The 13,266-nt window shown below is 65.2% G+C and carries 12 protein-coding genes; 3 read left to right on the top strand and 9 right to left on the bottom strand.

All coding sequences use genetic code 11. The annotated features are described in order from the left end of the window. Nucleotides 1-25: 25 nt before the first annotated feature. Nucleotides 26-685 (bottom strand): TrmH family RNA methyltransferase, encoded by a 660-nt coding sequence (locus JGU72_RS30300; RefSeq protein WP_374101177.1) that lies wholly within the window; start codon nucleotides 683-685, stop codon nucleotides 26-28. Then, nucleotides 682-1,467, bottom strand: a complete 786-nt coding sequence (locus JGU72_RS30295) for an SDR family oxidoreductase (RefSeq protein WP_199688022.1) — start codon at nucleotides 1,465-1,467, stop codon at nucleotides 682-684. Before JGU72_RS30295 ends, JGU72_RS30300 begins: the two co-directional genes overlap by 4 nt. Nucleotides 1,468-1,565: 98 nt before the next feature. On the opposite strand from JGU72_RS30295, the gene JGU72_RS30290 reads away from it, so the two are divergent. Continuing rightward, nucleotides 1,566-2,012, top strand: a complete 447-nt coding sequence (locus tag JGU72_RS30290) for a DUF3592 domain-containing protein (RefSeq protein WP_199688021.1) — start codon at nucleotides 1,566-1,568, stop codon at nucleotides 2,010-2,012. Here the strand turns inward: JGU72_RS30290 and JGU72_RS30285 are convergent. The 5 genes from JGU72_RS30285 to JGU72_RS30265 all read right to left on the bottom strand — a co-directional run bounded on the left by JGU72_RS30285 (nucleotide 1,996) and on the right by JGU72_RS30265 (nucleotide 5,850). After that, nucleotides 1,996-2,694, bottom strand: coding sequence for a lysoplasmalogenase (locus JGU72_RS30285; RefSeq protein ID WP_199688020.1), 699 nt, complete (start codon nucleotides 2,692-2,694; stop codon nucleotides 1,996-1,998). The genes JGU72_RS30290 and JGU72_RS30285 overlap by 17 nt on opposite strands. A gap of 2 nt (nucleotides 2,695-2,696) precedes the next feature. Continuing rightward, nucleotides 2,697-3,227, bottom strand: coding sequence for an orotate phosphoribosyltransferase (gene pyrE / locus JGU72_RS30280; protein ID WP_199688019.1), 531 nt, complete (start codon nucleotides 3,225-3,227; stop codon nucleotides 2,697-2,699). Nucleotides 3,228-3,250: 23 nt separating this feature from the next. Next, on the bottom strand, nucleotides 3,251-4,039 hold the full coding sequence (locus tag JGU72_RS30275; RefSeq protein ID WP_199688018.1) for an SDR family NAD(P)-dependent oxidoreductase: 789 nt from the start codon (nucleotides 4,037-4,039) through the stop codon (nucleotides 3,251-3,253). 26 nt (nucleotides 4,040-4,065) lie between these two features. Continuing rightward, on the bottom strand, nucleotides 4,066-4,965 hold the full coding sequence (locus JGU72_RS30270) for a type III secretion system chaperone family protein (RefSeq protein ID WP_233533250.1): 900 nt from the start codon (nucleotides 4,963-4,965) through the stop codon (nucleotides 4,066-4,068). Nucleotides 4,966-5,043: 78 nt separating this feature from the next. Continuing rightward, nucleotides 5,044-5,850 (bottom strand): DUF5666 domain-containing protein, encoded by an 807-nt coding sequence (locus JGU72_RS30265; protein ID WP_199688017.1) that lies wholly within the window; start codon nucleotides 5,848-5,850, stop codon nucleotides 5,044-5,046. Between the two features lie 150 nt (nucleotides 5,851-6,000). Between JGU72_RS30265 and JGU72_RS30260 the strand changes: the two genes are divergently transcribed. Both JGU72_RS30260 and JGU72_RS30255 read left to right on the top strand, forming a co-directional pair. Further along, nucleotides 6,001-7,542, top strand: a complete 1,542-nt coding sequence (locus JGU72_RS30260) for an LVIVD repeat-containing protein (protein WP_374101178.1) — start codon at nucleotides 6,001-6,003, stop codon at nucleotides 7,540-7,542. After that, a complete protein-coding gene (locus JGU72_RS30255) occupies nucleotides 7,532-8,125 on the top strand; it encodes a DUF305 domain-containing protein (RefSeq protein ID WP_374101176.1) in 594 nt (197 codons plus the stop codon). The genes JGU72_RS30260 and JGU72_RS30255 overlap by 11 nt, the downstream gene beginning before the upstream one ends. A 6-nt stretch (nucleotides 8,126-8,131) precedes the next feature. On the opposite strand, the gene JGU72_RS30250 is transcribed toward JGU72_RS30255, so the two are convergent. Next, nucleotides 8,132-10,216 (bottom strand): acyltransferase family protein, encoded by a 2,085-nt coding sequence (locus JGU72_RS30250; protein WP_199688016.1) that lies wholly within the window; start codon nucleotides 10,214-10,216, stop codon nucleotides 8,132-8,134. Nucleotides 10,217-10,321: 105 nt separating this feature from the next. After that, nucleotides 10,322-12,871 (bottom strand): ATP-dependent chaperone ClpB, encoded by a 2,550-nt coding sequence (gene clpB / locus JGU72_RS30245; RefSeq protein WP_199688015.1) that lies wholly within the window; start codon nucleotides 12,869-12,871, stop codon nucleotides 10,322-10,324. Nucleotides 12,872-13,266 lie beyond the last annotated feature (395 nt).

Raw genomic sequence — 13,266 nt, 5'->3', positions numbered from 1 at the left:
TCTTGCCAACCCCAGAAGGACGCGGCTACCACGACGTGCCCAAATCGGCGTGTCGCCTGATCCACGCGTGCATGGCGATGCCAGCTGCGACGCCGGCGTTGATGCTGCGTGTGGAGCCGAATTGTGCGATGGAGACTGTCATTTCGGCTGCCGCCCGGCCGTCTGCGGTGACGCCGGGGCCCTCCTGACCGAACAACAGCACACAGTTTCTCGGCAGATCCGCCGTTTCGAGCGGCACCGAGCCGGGCGTGTTGTCGACAGCGACCAGTGCCAGCCCTTCCGCAAGCGCGAACTCGTGCAGCGCCGCCATGTCGGGGTGGTGGACGATGCGCTGATAGCGGTCGGTAACCATGGCGCCCCGCCGATTCCAGCGGCGGCGGCCGACAATGTGTACCGCCGCTGCCGCGAACGCGTTCGCGGTGCGAACCACCGTGCCGATGTTGGCGTCGTGTGCGAAGTTCTCGATGGCGACGTGGAACGGGTGCCGACGACTGTCGATATCGGCGACGATCGCCTCACGCGTCCAGTACCGGTAGGCGTCGACGACGTTGCGCCGGTCGCCTTCGGTGAGCAGAACAGGGTCGTACCGCGGATCGGCAGGCGGTTCGGAGCCGAACTCCTCGACCCACGGACCGACACCGTTGGGGTTCTCGCCCCACTCGGTCGGACCCCGTTCTTCGTTCACCACGTACGGGTCAAGATGCGATTCGTGGTCCGCACGACCCAGTCCGGTGCGTACTTGGCCGCGATCGCCAGTGCCTTGGCCTGGATACCCACCTCGAAGTGGACTGTCGGCAGCAACGTCTTCTTGCGCGTGACCTGCCAGATCGAGTTGCCGACGTCAGCGGCGGTGAGTCGCACTCCGAGCGAGCGCGTCGAACCGGTTTCGATGCCCTCGACCATGCCCGTCTGAACGAACAGTGGCCACATCGCGATGACGCGGATGTCGTGCTTGCGCCATTCCAGGTCGAGGGCCTCGGTCAGTCCCTTCACGGCCGACTTCGTTGCACCGTAGGTCGCCAGCTCCGGCTGGCCGTAGATGGCGGACGCCGAGCACAGGTTCACCACCTGGGAGCCCGCGGTGTCGCGCAGGTAGGGAAAGGCGGCGCGGGTGCCGTAGATGACCCCGCCGATATTGATGTCGAGCATCCGGCGGTGGACGGCAACATCCATTTCCTCGAACTTGCCCGCGGAGAGGACGCCTGCGTTGTTGATCAGAATGTCGAGCCGCCCGTGCGCCCGGTAGAAGTCGGCGAGCGCTTCGGCCCAGAGGTCCGGGTTGGCGACGTTGAGCAGGCCCGCGTAGACATTCCCACCAGCCGCAAGGATCTCGTCGCGTAGTTCGCGCAGCTTGCGCTCGTCGATGTCGTAGATTCCGACGAGGTAATCCTCTTTCGCGAAGCGCAATGCCGTCGCCCGGCCGATGCCCGCTGCGGCACCCGTGATGAAGACGGTCGGTTTGCTCATGGCAAAAGGCTATTCGGTCACAACCCGCGTTGCCGAATCAAGCAGGCCGCGCAGCGACGTCCGTCACACTACGGATTACGCTGGTATCGGAGCCACAAATGAACCACGAGCGCATCGTCCGGACCGTCCTCGGCATCAGTGCCGGGTACGTGGTTCTGCTTGCGTTCTGGTCGGCCTGGCTGGTCGAAAAGACGCCGCCCGACACCGTTCCCTATCAGATCGCGGGCTTGGTCGGACTTTTCGGGACGCTCGTAGGACTCGGAATGATGTTGGCCGCCAGGCCCACTCGCGCAGATCGCCTGCTACGCAGGCGCGGCGTGGAAGGCTGGGCCCGGATCAGGGACGTCCACCCGCTCTCGATGACCGACCATCACACCGAGCTGACCCAACTCGACCTCGAACTCACGATTCCCGGGTCCGAGACCTACACGGGTTCGGTGGTTTTCGACGTCGCCCCGATCGACAAGCCGCGAATGGCGGTCGGTGAGGTCATCTCGATTCGCGTCGATCCGGCACACCGGGACCGCATCATTCTGTGTCCGTGACGCCGTCCAGCTCGACCATTCCGTTCACCAGGAAGTACTGCGCAGCAGCGTAAGTCGCGAGGATCAGTCCTTCGGCGATGCGACGCTGCGACTCGTCGCGCGCGAATACCTTCCGCAGCACGATCAGCCCGTCCGACACGGTGAACAACAGTGCACCGAGCCCGATCCGGCTGCGCGGGTCCGCGGTGGGTACCGCGAGCCCGGCGCGAACGGGTGCGCCGGGGGCCAGGGCAGGATCGGATGCCAGCGACGTGGCCGTCGCCAGGGTGACGCCGTAGGCCATCAGCGGTGTGGCCACCTCTGGCGCTTTCGCCCGCATGAGTGCGGCACCGCCCACCCAGCCGAGGGCCCGCGGTGCAACGGCGGGAACAGTCGGGCGTGCGTGGTGGCGACGCAACAGGGTGGCGTAGGAGGTCTGCATCACCGCGAACGAACTAGCGCCGGCGATCAGCCGCCTGTCGTCGTCTGGATCGATCAGCAGCACGTCACCGACCGTCGCAGCGGCCAGACCCCCGACCAGCAGTGCGCGGTCACCCGACACAGGGCCGCGGCGCAACACCCCGACCGCCAACGAGGGCGCGATCAGCGGCTTCGCGACCTTCTGCAGCCGTTCCCGACCGGTCAGCGCACCGATGATCGTGCCTGCGGTCGCAGCGGCGAAAACCACCTTCTCGAAGCCCATCGTCACAACCCGAGATCGGCCAAGCCGAGCAACGACCGGTACTCGACGCCTTCGGCCCGAATGATCTCGTCGGCACCCGTATCCCGGTCGACAACCGTCGCGACGCCGACGACGATCGCGCCGACATCACGCAGTGCTTTGACAGCGGTCAGCGGCGAATTGCCGGTCGTGGTCGTGTCTTCGACTACGAGCACCCGTTTGCCGACGACGTCGGGACCTTCGATCTGACGTTGCATGCCGTGCGCCTTCGCGGCCTTCCGTACCACGAACGCGTCGATCGGCCTGCCCGGAGCGTGCATGATGGCCATCGCTACCGGGTCCGCACCCATGGTCAAGCCGCCGACCGCGTCGAAGTCCCAGTCGGACACCAGCTCCCGCAAAAGCTTGCCGATGAGTGGGCCTGCCTCGTGGTGCAGCGTCGCCCGCCGAAGGTCGACGTAGAAATCGGCCTCCTTGCCGGAGGAGAGCGTGACTTTGCCGTGGACAACGGCGAGTTCGCGAACCAGAGCGGCCAGATCTTCGCGGTCGGACATGGCGCCAACCCTACCGATCGCTACTACGTGCGCCCGCGGCCCTTACCGAATGTGCTGCTGATCCTGCGGACGACCGCTTTCGGCGCGACCCGGCCCACAGTCGAAAGCACTTTGTACTGCACACCCGGGATGCAGAGGACCTTGCCGCTCTCGAGATCGTGCAGCGACGTCGTGACGACCTGGTCCACGTCGAGCCACATCATCTTCGGCAGGTTTTCCATCTCCAAACCGGCGCGCTCGTGAAATTCGGTGTGCACGAATCCGGGGCACAGCGCCTGAATCCGGACACCCGTGCCTGCCAGACCGCCGGCGAGACCTTCGGTGAACGCCACGACATACGACTTGGACGCCGAGTACGTCGACCCGCGACCCGGCACGAGGCCCGCGACGCTCGCAACGTTGATGATCTTGCCCTTGGCAGCCGCGATCATCGGCGGCAACGCGGCCCGCGTCAGCTGCATCACAGCGGTCACGTTGACGTCGAGTTGCGCCTGGAGGTCGGCCGGATCGATCGACCAGAATTCGCCGGAAAGGCCGAATCCGGCGTTGTTCACCAGGAACTGCACGCCCTTTTCGAGCCGCTGCGCGACCGCGTCGCGACCGGCTTCGGTGGCGAGGTCGACGGCGATGATTTCCGATTGCGCGCCGTAGCGACGATCCAGGTCTTCGGCGAGCGCGTCGAGGCGCTCCGCGTCGCGCGCGACCAACACGAGGTCGTAGCCGAGGGAGCCGAGTTTGTTGGCGAAACCGCTGCCCAATCCGGACGTGGGGCCGGTGACGAGCGCGACAGGTCGCACGGAGCTGGACGACATGCGGAAACCCTTAGTGGTGTGAGGAGCTAGTTGTTTGGCGGAGCGGAATGGCGATCGGGAACGGGACGCTGTGGACGCGCACGTTCAGGTGCCGGATACCGCGGCGGCGGGACGACGCGCGGCTCGGTGGGCCGGTCTCGCATCGGCTGGTCTCGGATGGCGGCGTGCACGACGGTCGGCGCATCGTCGCCGAACGCGCCCTTGTCGACACGAACGGTCGGGCCGTCGAACTGCGCGGCCGCCGCTTCGTCGGCAACGGCTTGGCGCGAGCGCGGCCTGCCCGGATCGTGGGTCTGCCCGTTCAGCCCCTGCGGCTCGCTGGCAGGCGGCAACGCGTGCAGGATCCCGGACAGCTTCGCGACCGCGTCGATCGCACCATCCCATTCCCGGCCCGCGGTGGCGATGGGCATCGAACCCAGCGTCCACATGCCTTCGCTCCAGAGCATCTGCAGCTTGGGCGGAAGCGCCTCGGTGAAGGCGACCATGCGCTGGTCACAGATCCGGCGGGCGATCTCGAGATCGGTGGCGAACATGATCCGGTGCCCGATCGCGCCGAGTAGTTCCAGATCGGAGTCCTTCGGCGGCGGTGTCGACTTGAGACGCAGGTCGATATCGACGTCGGACCCGATTTCGCGGCGTACTGCGATGATCGTCGCCGTGTCTTCCAGGTCGAACAGGAAGAACTGTTCACCGCGCCGCACACCGCTGACGATGTCGACGGCAGACAGGTAGTCCTGCTTGGACAAGGCAGCGCGACGCCATGACGACGGCAGATTCGGATCGGCCGGTGTGTAGGTGAAACCCTGCGTTTTCGCCCAGATCTGCCGAACCCGCCCGACGCGCTGACGCTGGATGTGATCCACGTACAAAAGAACGCCCGCACCTATCAGTGCGATCGCTGCAAGGCCGAACCACATTGCCGTCATCGCTCCACACCCTAGCTAGTCGTCGGGCGGTTTGCTCGCGTGCTCTTCGCGATCATCGAAAGATTGCGCCTCCACAAGTCAGTTGGGGAAGTCACCGAGCGACAGGTTCGTGATGAACGCGGCCTCCAGGGTGTCACCCGAGGATGTGCCCTGAGCGTTGACCTCTTGACCTACAGCCAAATCATCCAGCGAACCTGGACCGCTCGACGTAATGAACACGGTGTCGTCCGAAGTCGTGATCTTCGTTATCTCGCCGAAAGCGGGATCGATCGTGATGGTCGAGCCGTCGATCGCCGTGATCTTCCCCGACGCAATGCCGATGCCCTCGAGAATGTCGGGGATCGACGGGATGATCGTGGCCTCTGTACTGGGCGAACGGGTTGTGGACGGCCTGCGGGTGGTTGTTGCGCCCGCCTCCTCCGACGTTGTTGCTCCAGCGGCGGTCGGCTTGTCGTCCTTGTTGTCGTCACCGCCGACCAGCAGGAAGGCTGCCAGACCGCCCACGACCACGAGCGCCAAGACAGCAGCGAGCGCGATCCACAGGCCCTTACGACTGGAACCGCGGCGACCGTCGAGCGGCGGCACCTCGCCCGGATAGGCATTGGGGTCCCATTGCCCCTGGTTGCCGGGGTACTGCCCGTATTGCTGATTCGGATCACCCTGCTGAAAACCGCCGGGCTGGTACGCGGGGAAGGCCTGCGTCGGGTTGGGCTGTGACGAGCCATAGGCCGCATACGGGTCGGACGTGTAGTAGCCGCCGTCCGGCTGGCCCTGCCCAGGCAGCGGATATTGGTCTGTCGGCCCAGACGACCCGTAATACTGCGTCGGCTCCTCCGACGGCGGCGGACCCTGCTTGGGGTCCCGGGGATCGTTCGGGTTGGTCATAGCTACCCAGGATAGGCGCGACTGCGCCGTGGCCGCAGGAGCGCAACGAACAGCCCGTTGCAACAGGATCGCGGTCAATGCTCTTCCGGCCGGTCCCCGGGTAGGTAAAGATCGAGTCGGCAGGGTGATGCATTGCACAAGGGAGTGCGAATCGTGATCGGTCGACTACACAAGGCTGTCGCATTGATATCGGGCGTCGTCATCGCCCTGGCTGTTGCGGCCGTACCGGCGTCTGCGCAGACCTACACGTTGCTCGACGTAGGAAACGTCGCCGTCCCACGCGCCGAGTGCGGTCCGGGGTCACTCCCCGAAACCGGGCTGCAGGGCGATGTTCCGGCCGAGGACCGCAACAACCTCCGCAGCACCCAGGGCTACCGGTGCAATATGTCGCTGCTCGGTGGCCTCCAGGATCGGGGCGGCGGCATCTTGTCGGTCACCTACGACCACTGCTCCTACACGAGCACCTTCTTTCCCGGGAACCTGCTCGGACCTTCGCCCGGCGTCCAGGTGCTCTACGTATCCGACCCGTCGCGTCCGGTCATGACTACCTCGCTCAACGAACCTGCCATGCTCGCCGGCACGTGGGAGAGCTTGAAGGTCAACAAGAAGCGTGCGTTGCTCGCGGCGACGGCCGTACCGGTCTCGACCGGCACCGGCTACTTCTCGATCTACGACATCTCCGACTGTGCGCATCCACGACTTCTCAACCGCGGCGCGGGCACCGACCTCACGATGCCGCTGTGGTTCCTCTCCCACGAAGGCGGGTTCTCGCCGGACGGCAATACCTACTGGACCTCCGGAACGAGTCCGGGTTTCGTGTCGGCCATCGACGTGACGGATCCGGCGAACCCGCGCATCATCTGGCAAGGACTGCACGGACTTTCGGGGCACGGCTTCGGTATCAGCCCGGACGGCAACCGGATGTACCTGTCGAACATGGCGGGTATGACCATCCTCGATATCAGCGCCGTCCAGCGTCGCGATCCGTATCCCGCCGTTCCGCAGATCGCCACGTACTTCTGGACCGACGGCCATTTCAATCAGCACAGCATCCCCGTCACCTACGACCGGAGGCCGTACCTCTTCACGCTGGACGAGGCCGGGTCCGGCGGTGTGAAGGTCTTCGACATATCCGACGAGGCGAACGCTCAGGTGGTGCAGAAGATCAAGCTGGAGATCAACCTCGACGACAACATGGACCAGAATGTGCGCTCCGCGTCGGGCGGTTCGGTCTTCGCATACGACCCGCACTACTGCGCCGTCGACCGCCCTGCGAATCCGACAGCGCTCGCCTGTTCCTGGATATCTTCGGGCATAAGAGTTTTCGACGTCAGGAACGTGAACGACATCCGCGAGATCGCCTACTACAACCCGCCGGCACAGACTCACAAGAACTTGCTGCTCACCAATTCGGCACACGCGCTGTCGTCGATCATCGGCGTCCCGCTCTTCGACTTCGTGCCGCTCGCACGCTCGATGTTCGAAGGCAAGGTCGACCCGAGTATCGCGATCGGTCCGCGCATCGGCCAGATCGCCTTCGGCGACCTCTCGTCGGACTGGTGCCTGTCGCCGCCCGAATTCCACGGCAACCAGATCTGGACCTCCTGCATGGACAACGGCTTCATGGCGCTGCAGCTCGACAACGGCGTCTACCAGGCACCTGCCGATCAGGATTCGACAATTGGTTCGTAAGGTCGCGGTTCTCGTCGGTGCGGTTGTGCTGGTGCTCGCCGGCTTCGCAGTCGGTCTGCGATGGGGCGACTCCGATTCGGGAATCAGTCTCTCCGCCAACGACATCGGGTTCGCGCAGGACATGGCTGTTCATCACGAGCAGGCCGTACTAATCTCGCAAGCCCTCGCGCCCGACGTCGACCCGCAGATTCGGCTCATCGCTGACCAGATCATCCGGGCCCAAACGGCCGAGGTCGCAACAATGCACGGCTGGCTCACCCTTGTCGACGAACCCTTTACCTCGACAGCACCGATGACCTGGATGCACGCCGACCACAGCGGTCCGATGGCCGGCATGGCCAGCGTCGACGAGATCACGCGGCTGCGCGGGTTGCGCGGCACCGAAGCCGAAATCTTGTTTCTGCAGTTGATGATTCGCCACCACCACGGCGGTATCGAAATGGCGCAGGCCGCTCAGGACCTCGTCGACTCCGATCCCATCCGCCGTACCGCACTCGGCATGGTCCGGGATCAAGGCACCGAACTCGGACTGATGCTTGCCCTCCTCACGACCCGCGGAGCGGAGCCGTTGGCGTATCCGTAGTCCCGGTCAGTCGAGCAGACCGCTCGCCGCGAGTCGTTCTTGGACTGCGGGCGCGATGAGCGCCGCGTACTCCGGAGTCATGTGTACGAGATCGAGCTTGACGGGCGTCGTCCCGACGAACGACGGGCAGCGGTCCGCACCGGCACAGAACCACGCCCGCGAGTCCACAAAGGCCGCGCCCAGGTCGTCGGCCATCGTCGCTTCTGCTGCCGCAAAGTCTTGCCATTGCGGCAGAATTCCCGCCGCGCAGTCCCCCGGTCGAGCGAGTTTGCTGTAGCACTTCGCGACGTCCGCGGCGATCGGCGGCGGCGCGAGGAAGACAATCTCCCCCACGTTGTCGGCGACCTGCGCGACAACCATCGTCATACCCGGCACCCAGTCCGCGACGGACAGCGGCCGGTTCGTGCTGCTGTTCCACGCCTGCTGATACGAGTCGGCGATGATCAGGAGGTCCGGCTTCAGTTCGTTGATCGCCGCGACGACCTCAGCCCGCTGCCTTGGGCAGGACGCCGTCAATTCGCGGTTTGGCCCGACGAGCGGCACGTCGGGCAGCCTGCACCCGAACGCGGCCTTGGTCGACAGGCGCCAGTCGCTGCCGCTCTGCTCCGCAATGGTTTTCAGGGTTTCGACGTACGTGACCGCGACCGAATCGCCGACGATCATCATCGTCTTCGTCGCACTGTCCGGCCCCCAGGTGCATTCCTCGATCGGCGGCGCGGGAATCTGGCTGCACTGCGCGACACCGTCCGGCGCCGGTGGACCTGCGATAGCGGCGTCCATCGACGGCGACAGATCGGGCCAGTCGGTGGCGGTGAGGGCTGCGGCGATCTGGCTGGTCAGGAGGTCCGACGCGGGGCCCGCGGACTCGTATTCGCTGGCACTGCTCGCCTCGATGGCCTCGGGCGCCTCTTCGGAATGTCGTGCGACGGCGGCGACGGACGCACCGCACACGACTGCGACAAGTGCGCCGACGGCGGCCCGGCCGGCCTTGCTCTGTGCTGGTGCTGGGCGTGCAGTGGTTGTCTGCTCCAGCCAGTTGGACGACCTGATCGGGTCCTCGACGAGGTGATACGACGCCACGGACAACCCGAAGATGAGCAGCAACGCCGCGACGTAGTACGCCGGTCCGTCGTCGATCAGGAACGCAAGAAGCACGATCACCGGGAAGTGCCACAGGTACAGCGAGTACGAAATGTCTCCGAGATAGACGGCGACCCTGCTGGTGAGGGGTGCGAAGAATTTCGGCGTACCGCGGATTCCGCCACCGAGGACCATGGCAGTTCCCACGACTGGCAGGGCCAGCTTCCAGGGCGCCGCCGCGGCTGTGTGGCCGACCGACAGAACTGCGACGCCGAGAATGACGAGCAGCAACCCGAACCATGCGATGACGGACGCGAGGGTCTTCGGGATTCTGCTCGACGTTGCCGCTCCGACCGCGACGAGCGCGCCGATCGCCAGCTCCCAGACACGGGCGAACGTCGAAAAGTACGCCCACGCCGCATTGTCGGCATTCTCCGACACCGCGTACGCGAACGAGCCGACGACGACTGTGCCCACGACGGCCACGGTCAGCTTCTGCCGGGAAATCGACGAGTACCGGGCCGCGATAAGTCCTACCAGGACGAGAAGCGCAGGCCAGACCACGTAGAACTGCTCTTCGACCGACAGCGACCAGTAGTGCTGAACAGCCGACGGCTGCTGGAAGGCTGCGAAGTAGTCCGTCCCCTGGGCCGCGAATCGCCAGTTCGACGCGAAAAAGAGGGCCCACACCGAGTCGACGAGCAGCGACCGGTACGCCGAATCAGCGAGGACGGGCGCGGCCGCGATCGCCGTGACCACGAGGACCAGCGTGGCCGCTGGAACGATTCGGCGAACTCGTCGCCGGTAGAACCAGCCGAACACCCCGGAGCCGCCGTCGATTCGATGCAGGAGCGAGCCCGTGATGAGAAAGCCGGAGATCACGAAGAAGACGTCGACACCGACGAACCCGCCGCGCGGCCAATCCAAAAGGTGCGCCGCGATGACGAGCAGGACCGCGACCATTCGCAATCCCTGAATATCGGCGCGGGATGTGACTGCCGGACTCTGCATACGACGTTGACCCCTAGCTGGCCGAACTGGCGGAGAGTCAAACTACCCGATAACGCCGAAGGGCTGTGCGGGCGGATTCCGCCAGCACAGCCCTGATGCGTCTACTTACTTACCGACAACCAAACCGTCGCCGTTCGGAGAGACGTCGACCGGAACGGTGTCGCCGTCGTGGACCTCGCCCGCCAGCAGCTTCTTGGCGAGCTGGTCGCCGATCGACTGCTGAATGAGTCGCCGCAACGGTCGGGCCCCGTAGACCGGGTCGTAGCCGCGGAGAGCCAACCAGAACCGTGCCGCCGAGGAGACCTCGAGAGTCAGACGCCTACCCACGAGCCGCTTCTGCAACTGCGCAAGCTGAATGTCGACGATCGACTCCAGTTGCTCTTCCGACAGCGGATGGAAGATGACCACGTCGTCGAGCCGGTTGATGAACTCCGGCTTGAACGCGGAGCGCACCGCCGTCATCACCTGCTCCTTGTCGCCACCCGCACCGAGGTTGGACGTGAGGATCAGGATCGTGTTGCGGAAGTCGACTGTCCGGCCTTGTCCGTCGGTCAGCCGTCCTTCGTCGAGAACTGCCAGCAGGATGTCGAAGACATCCGGATGTGCCTTCTCGACCTCGTCGAACAGCACGACCGTGTACGGCCGGCGGCGGACCGCCTCGGTGAGCTGACCACCCTGGTCGTACCCGATGTAGCCGGGGGGTGATCCGACAAGCCTTGCGACCGAGTGCTTTTCGCTGTACTCGCTCATGTCGATGCGCACCATCGCGCGCTCGTCGTCGAAGAGGAAGTCCGCCAACGCCTTTGCGAGCTCCGTCTTACCGACGCCGGTCGGGCCGAGGAACAGGAACGAGCCTGTGGGCCGGTTCGGATCCGCGACACCCGCGCGCGCACGACGAACCGCATCCGAAACAGCTTGCACCGCTTCGGCTTGCCCGACAACGCGCTTGCCGATCTCGTCTTCCATCCGCAGCAGCTTCGCGGTCTCGCCTTCGAGGAGACGCCCGGCAGGGATGCCGGTCCAGGCCGCGACAACGTCGGCAACGTCGTCCGGTCCGACCTCCTCCTTCAGCATCACTTCTTCCTGAGCGGTGGTGTTCGCGATTTTCACCGCGAGCTCCTTTTCGATTCCGGGGATCCGGCCGTAACGCAGCTCAGCGGCCTTGCCGTAATCGCCGTCGCGCTCGGCCCGTTCGGACTCGCCGCGCAACGTCTCGAGCTGTTCCTTCAGGTCGCGGACGTCGTCGATCGCCTTCTTCTCGTTCTGCCAGCGCGTGTTGAGCTGGTTCAGCTTTTCGCGGTCGTCGGCGAGTTCCTGCCGCAGCTTGTCCAGGCGAGCCTTCGACGCGTCGTCGGTCTCCTTCGCGAGCGCGACCTCCTCGATCTCCAACCGTCGCACAGCACGCTCGACCTCGTCGATTTCCACAGGGCGAGAGTCGATTTCCATCCGGAGGCGAGACGCGGCCTCGTCGACGAGGTCGATCGCCTTATCGGGAAGGAAGCGCGAGGTGATGTAGCGGTCGCTCAGCGTGGCCGCAGCAACGAGCGCCGAGTCGGTGATGCGCACGCCGTGGTGAACCTCGTAGCGCTCCTTCAGCCCACGCAGGATGCCGACGGTGTCCTCCACCGACGGTTCACCCACGAAGACCTGCTGGAAGCGGCGCTCCAGGGCAGCATCCTTCTCGATGTGCTTGCGGTACTCCTCGAGCGTGGTCGCACCGACCATCCGCAGTTCCCCGCGAGCGAGCATCGGCTTGATCATGTTGCCCGCATCCATAGCGGATTCACCGGTGGCGCCTGCGCCGACGATCGTGTGCAGCTCGTCGATGAAGGTGATGATCTGGCCCGCGGAATTCTTGATGTCGTCGAGAACTGCCTTGAGCCGTTCCTCGAACTCACCGCGATACTTCGCACCCGCGACCATCGAACCGAGGTCGAGCGACACAAGCGTCTTGCCGCGCAACGACTCCGGCACGTCACCGGCAACGATGCGCTGCGCGAGCCCCTCGACGATCGCCGTCTTACCGACGCCGGGCTCACCGATCAGGACCGGGTTGTTTTTGGTCCGCCGGCTCAGCACCTGCACCACGCGACGAATCTCGGTGTCACGTCCGATGACAGGATCGAGCTTGCCAGCACGAGCCAGTGCGGTGAAATCCGTCGAGTACTTCTCGAGAGCCTGGTACGTGCTCTCCGGGTCCGGGCTCGTCACCCGGGCACTGCCGCGGACAGCCGTGAACGCCTCACGCAGAGCGACCGCGGTGGCGCCATGGCCGGCGAGCAACTTCGCGACGTCCGAATCGCCGCTCGCCAAACCGACCATCAGGTGCTCGGTCGAGACGTACTCGTCGTCCAACTCGGTGGCGAGTCGTTGAGCTGCAGTAAGGGCGGCGAGAGCTTCGCGCCCGAGCTGCGGCGTGGTCGTCGCACCGGTCGCACGAGGCATGCGGTCGACGATGGCCTGCGCTTCGTTTCGCACCTCTGCGGGGTCGACACCGACAGCCTTCAACAACGGTGGCGCGATGCCGTCGGTTTGATCCAGCAGCGCCACGAGCAAATGCGCCGGACGAATGTCCGGGTTCCCTGCGGCCGACGCGGCCTGCAGAGCGGCGGTCAGAACCGCCTGAGTTTTGGTCGTGGGGTTGAACGAGTCCACAATTCACCTACTTCTTGTCTTTCACAGGTCTACCGGACACGCTGCCCGGACTGGTGGTTGCCTATTCCAACGCGCTCAAGGTTGAGTCTGTTCCGCTCAAGTTTAGCGAATTTCCCGGCAGAGGGGAGATCTGGGTCACATTCGCCGAAACGGGTCGGCAGGCGCGCTCGCGAATCCCGCCGTGCCGCCGTGCCGTGCCGCTCCCCCGCCGCGCCGTGCCGCTCCCCCGCCGTGCCGCTCCCCCGCCGCACCCCGACTCGGGAGTCGCACCTGCTTGGGTTCAGGGAGTGATTGCAACACTGAAATTTCTCAGGAGTGTTGCGTGCATCTTTCACGGTTGCGGTCGGTTGTCGATCGGTACTGGTCGTTGGTCGGCGACGGCGTGCCGACGTCGA

Source organism: Antrihabitans auranticaus, assembly GCF_016481275.1.
Taxonomy (GTDB): Bacteria; Actinomycetota; Actinomycetes; order Mycobacteriales; family Mycobacteriaceae; genus Antrihabitans.
The sequence above is the reverse complement of the archived record's forward strand: the minus strand, read 5'-3'. Positions and strand labels throughout refer to the sequence as shown.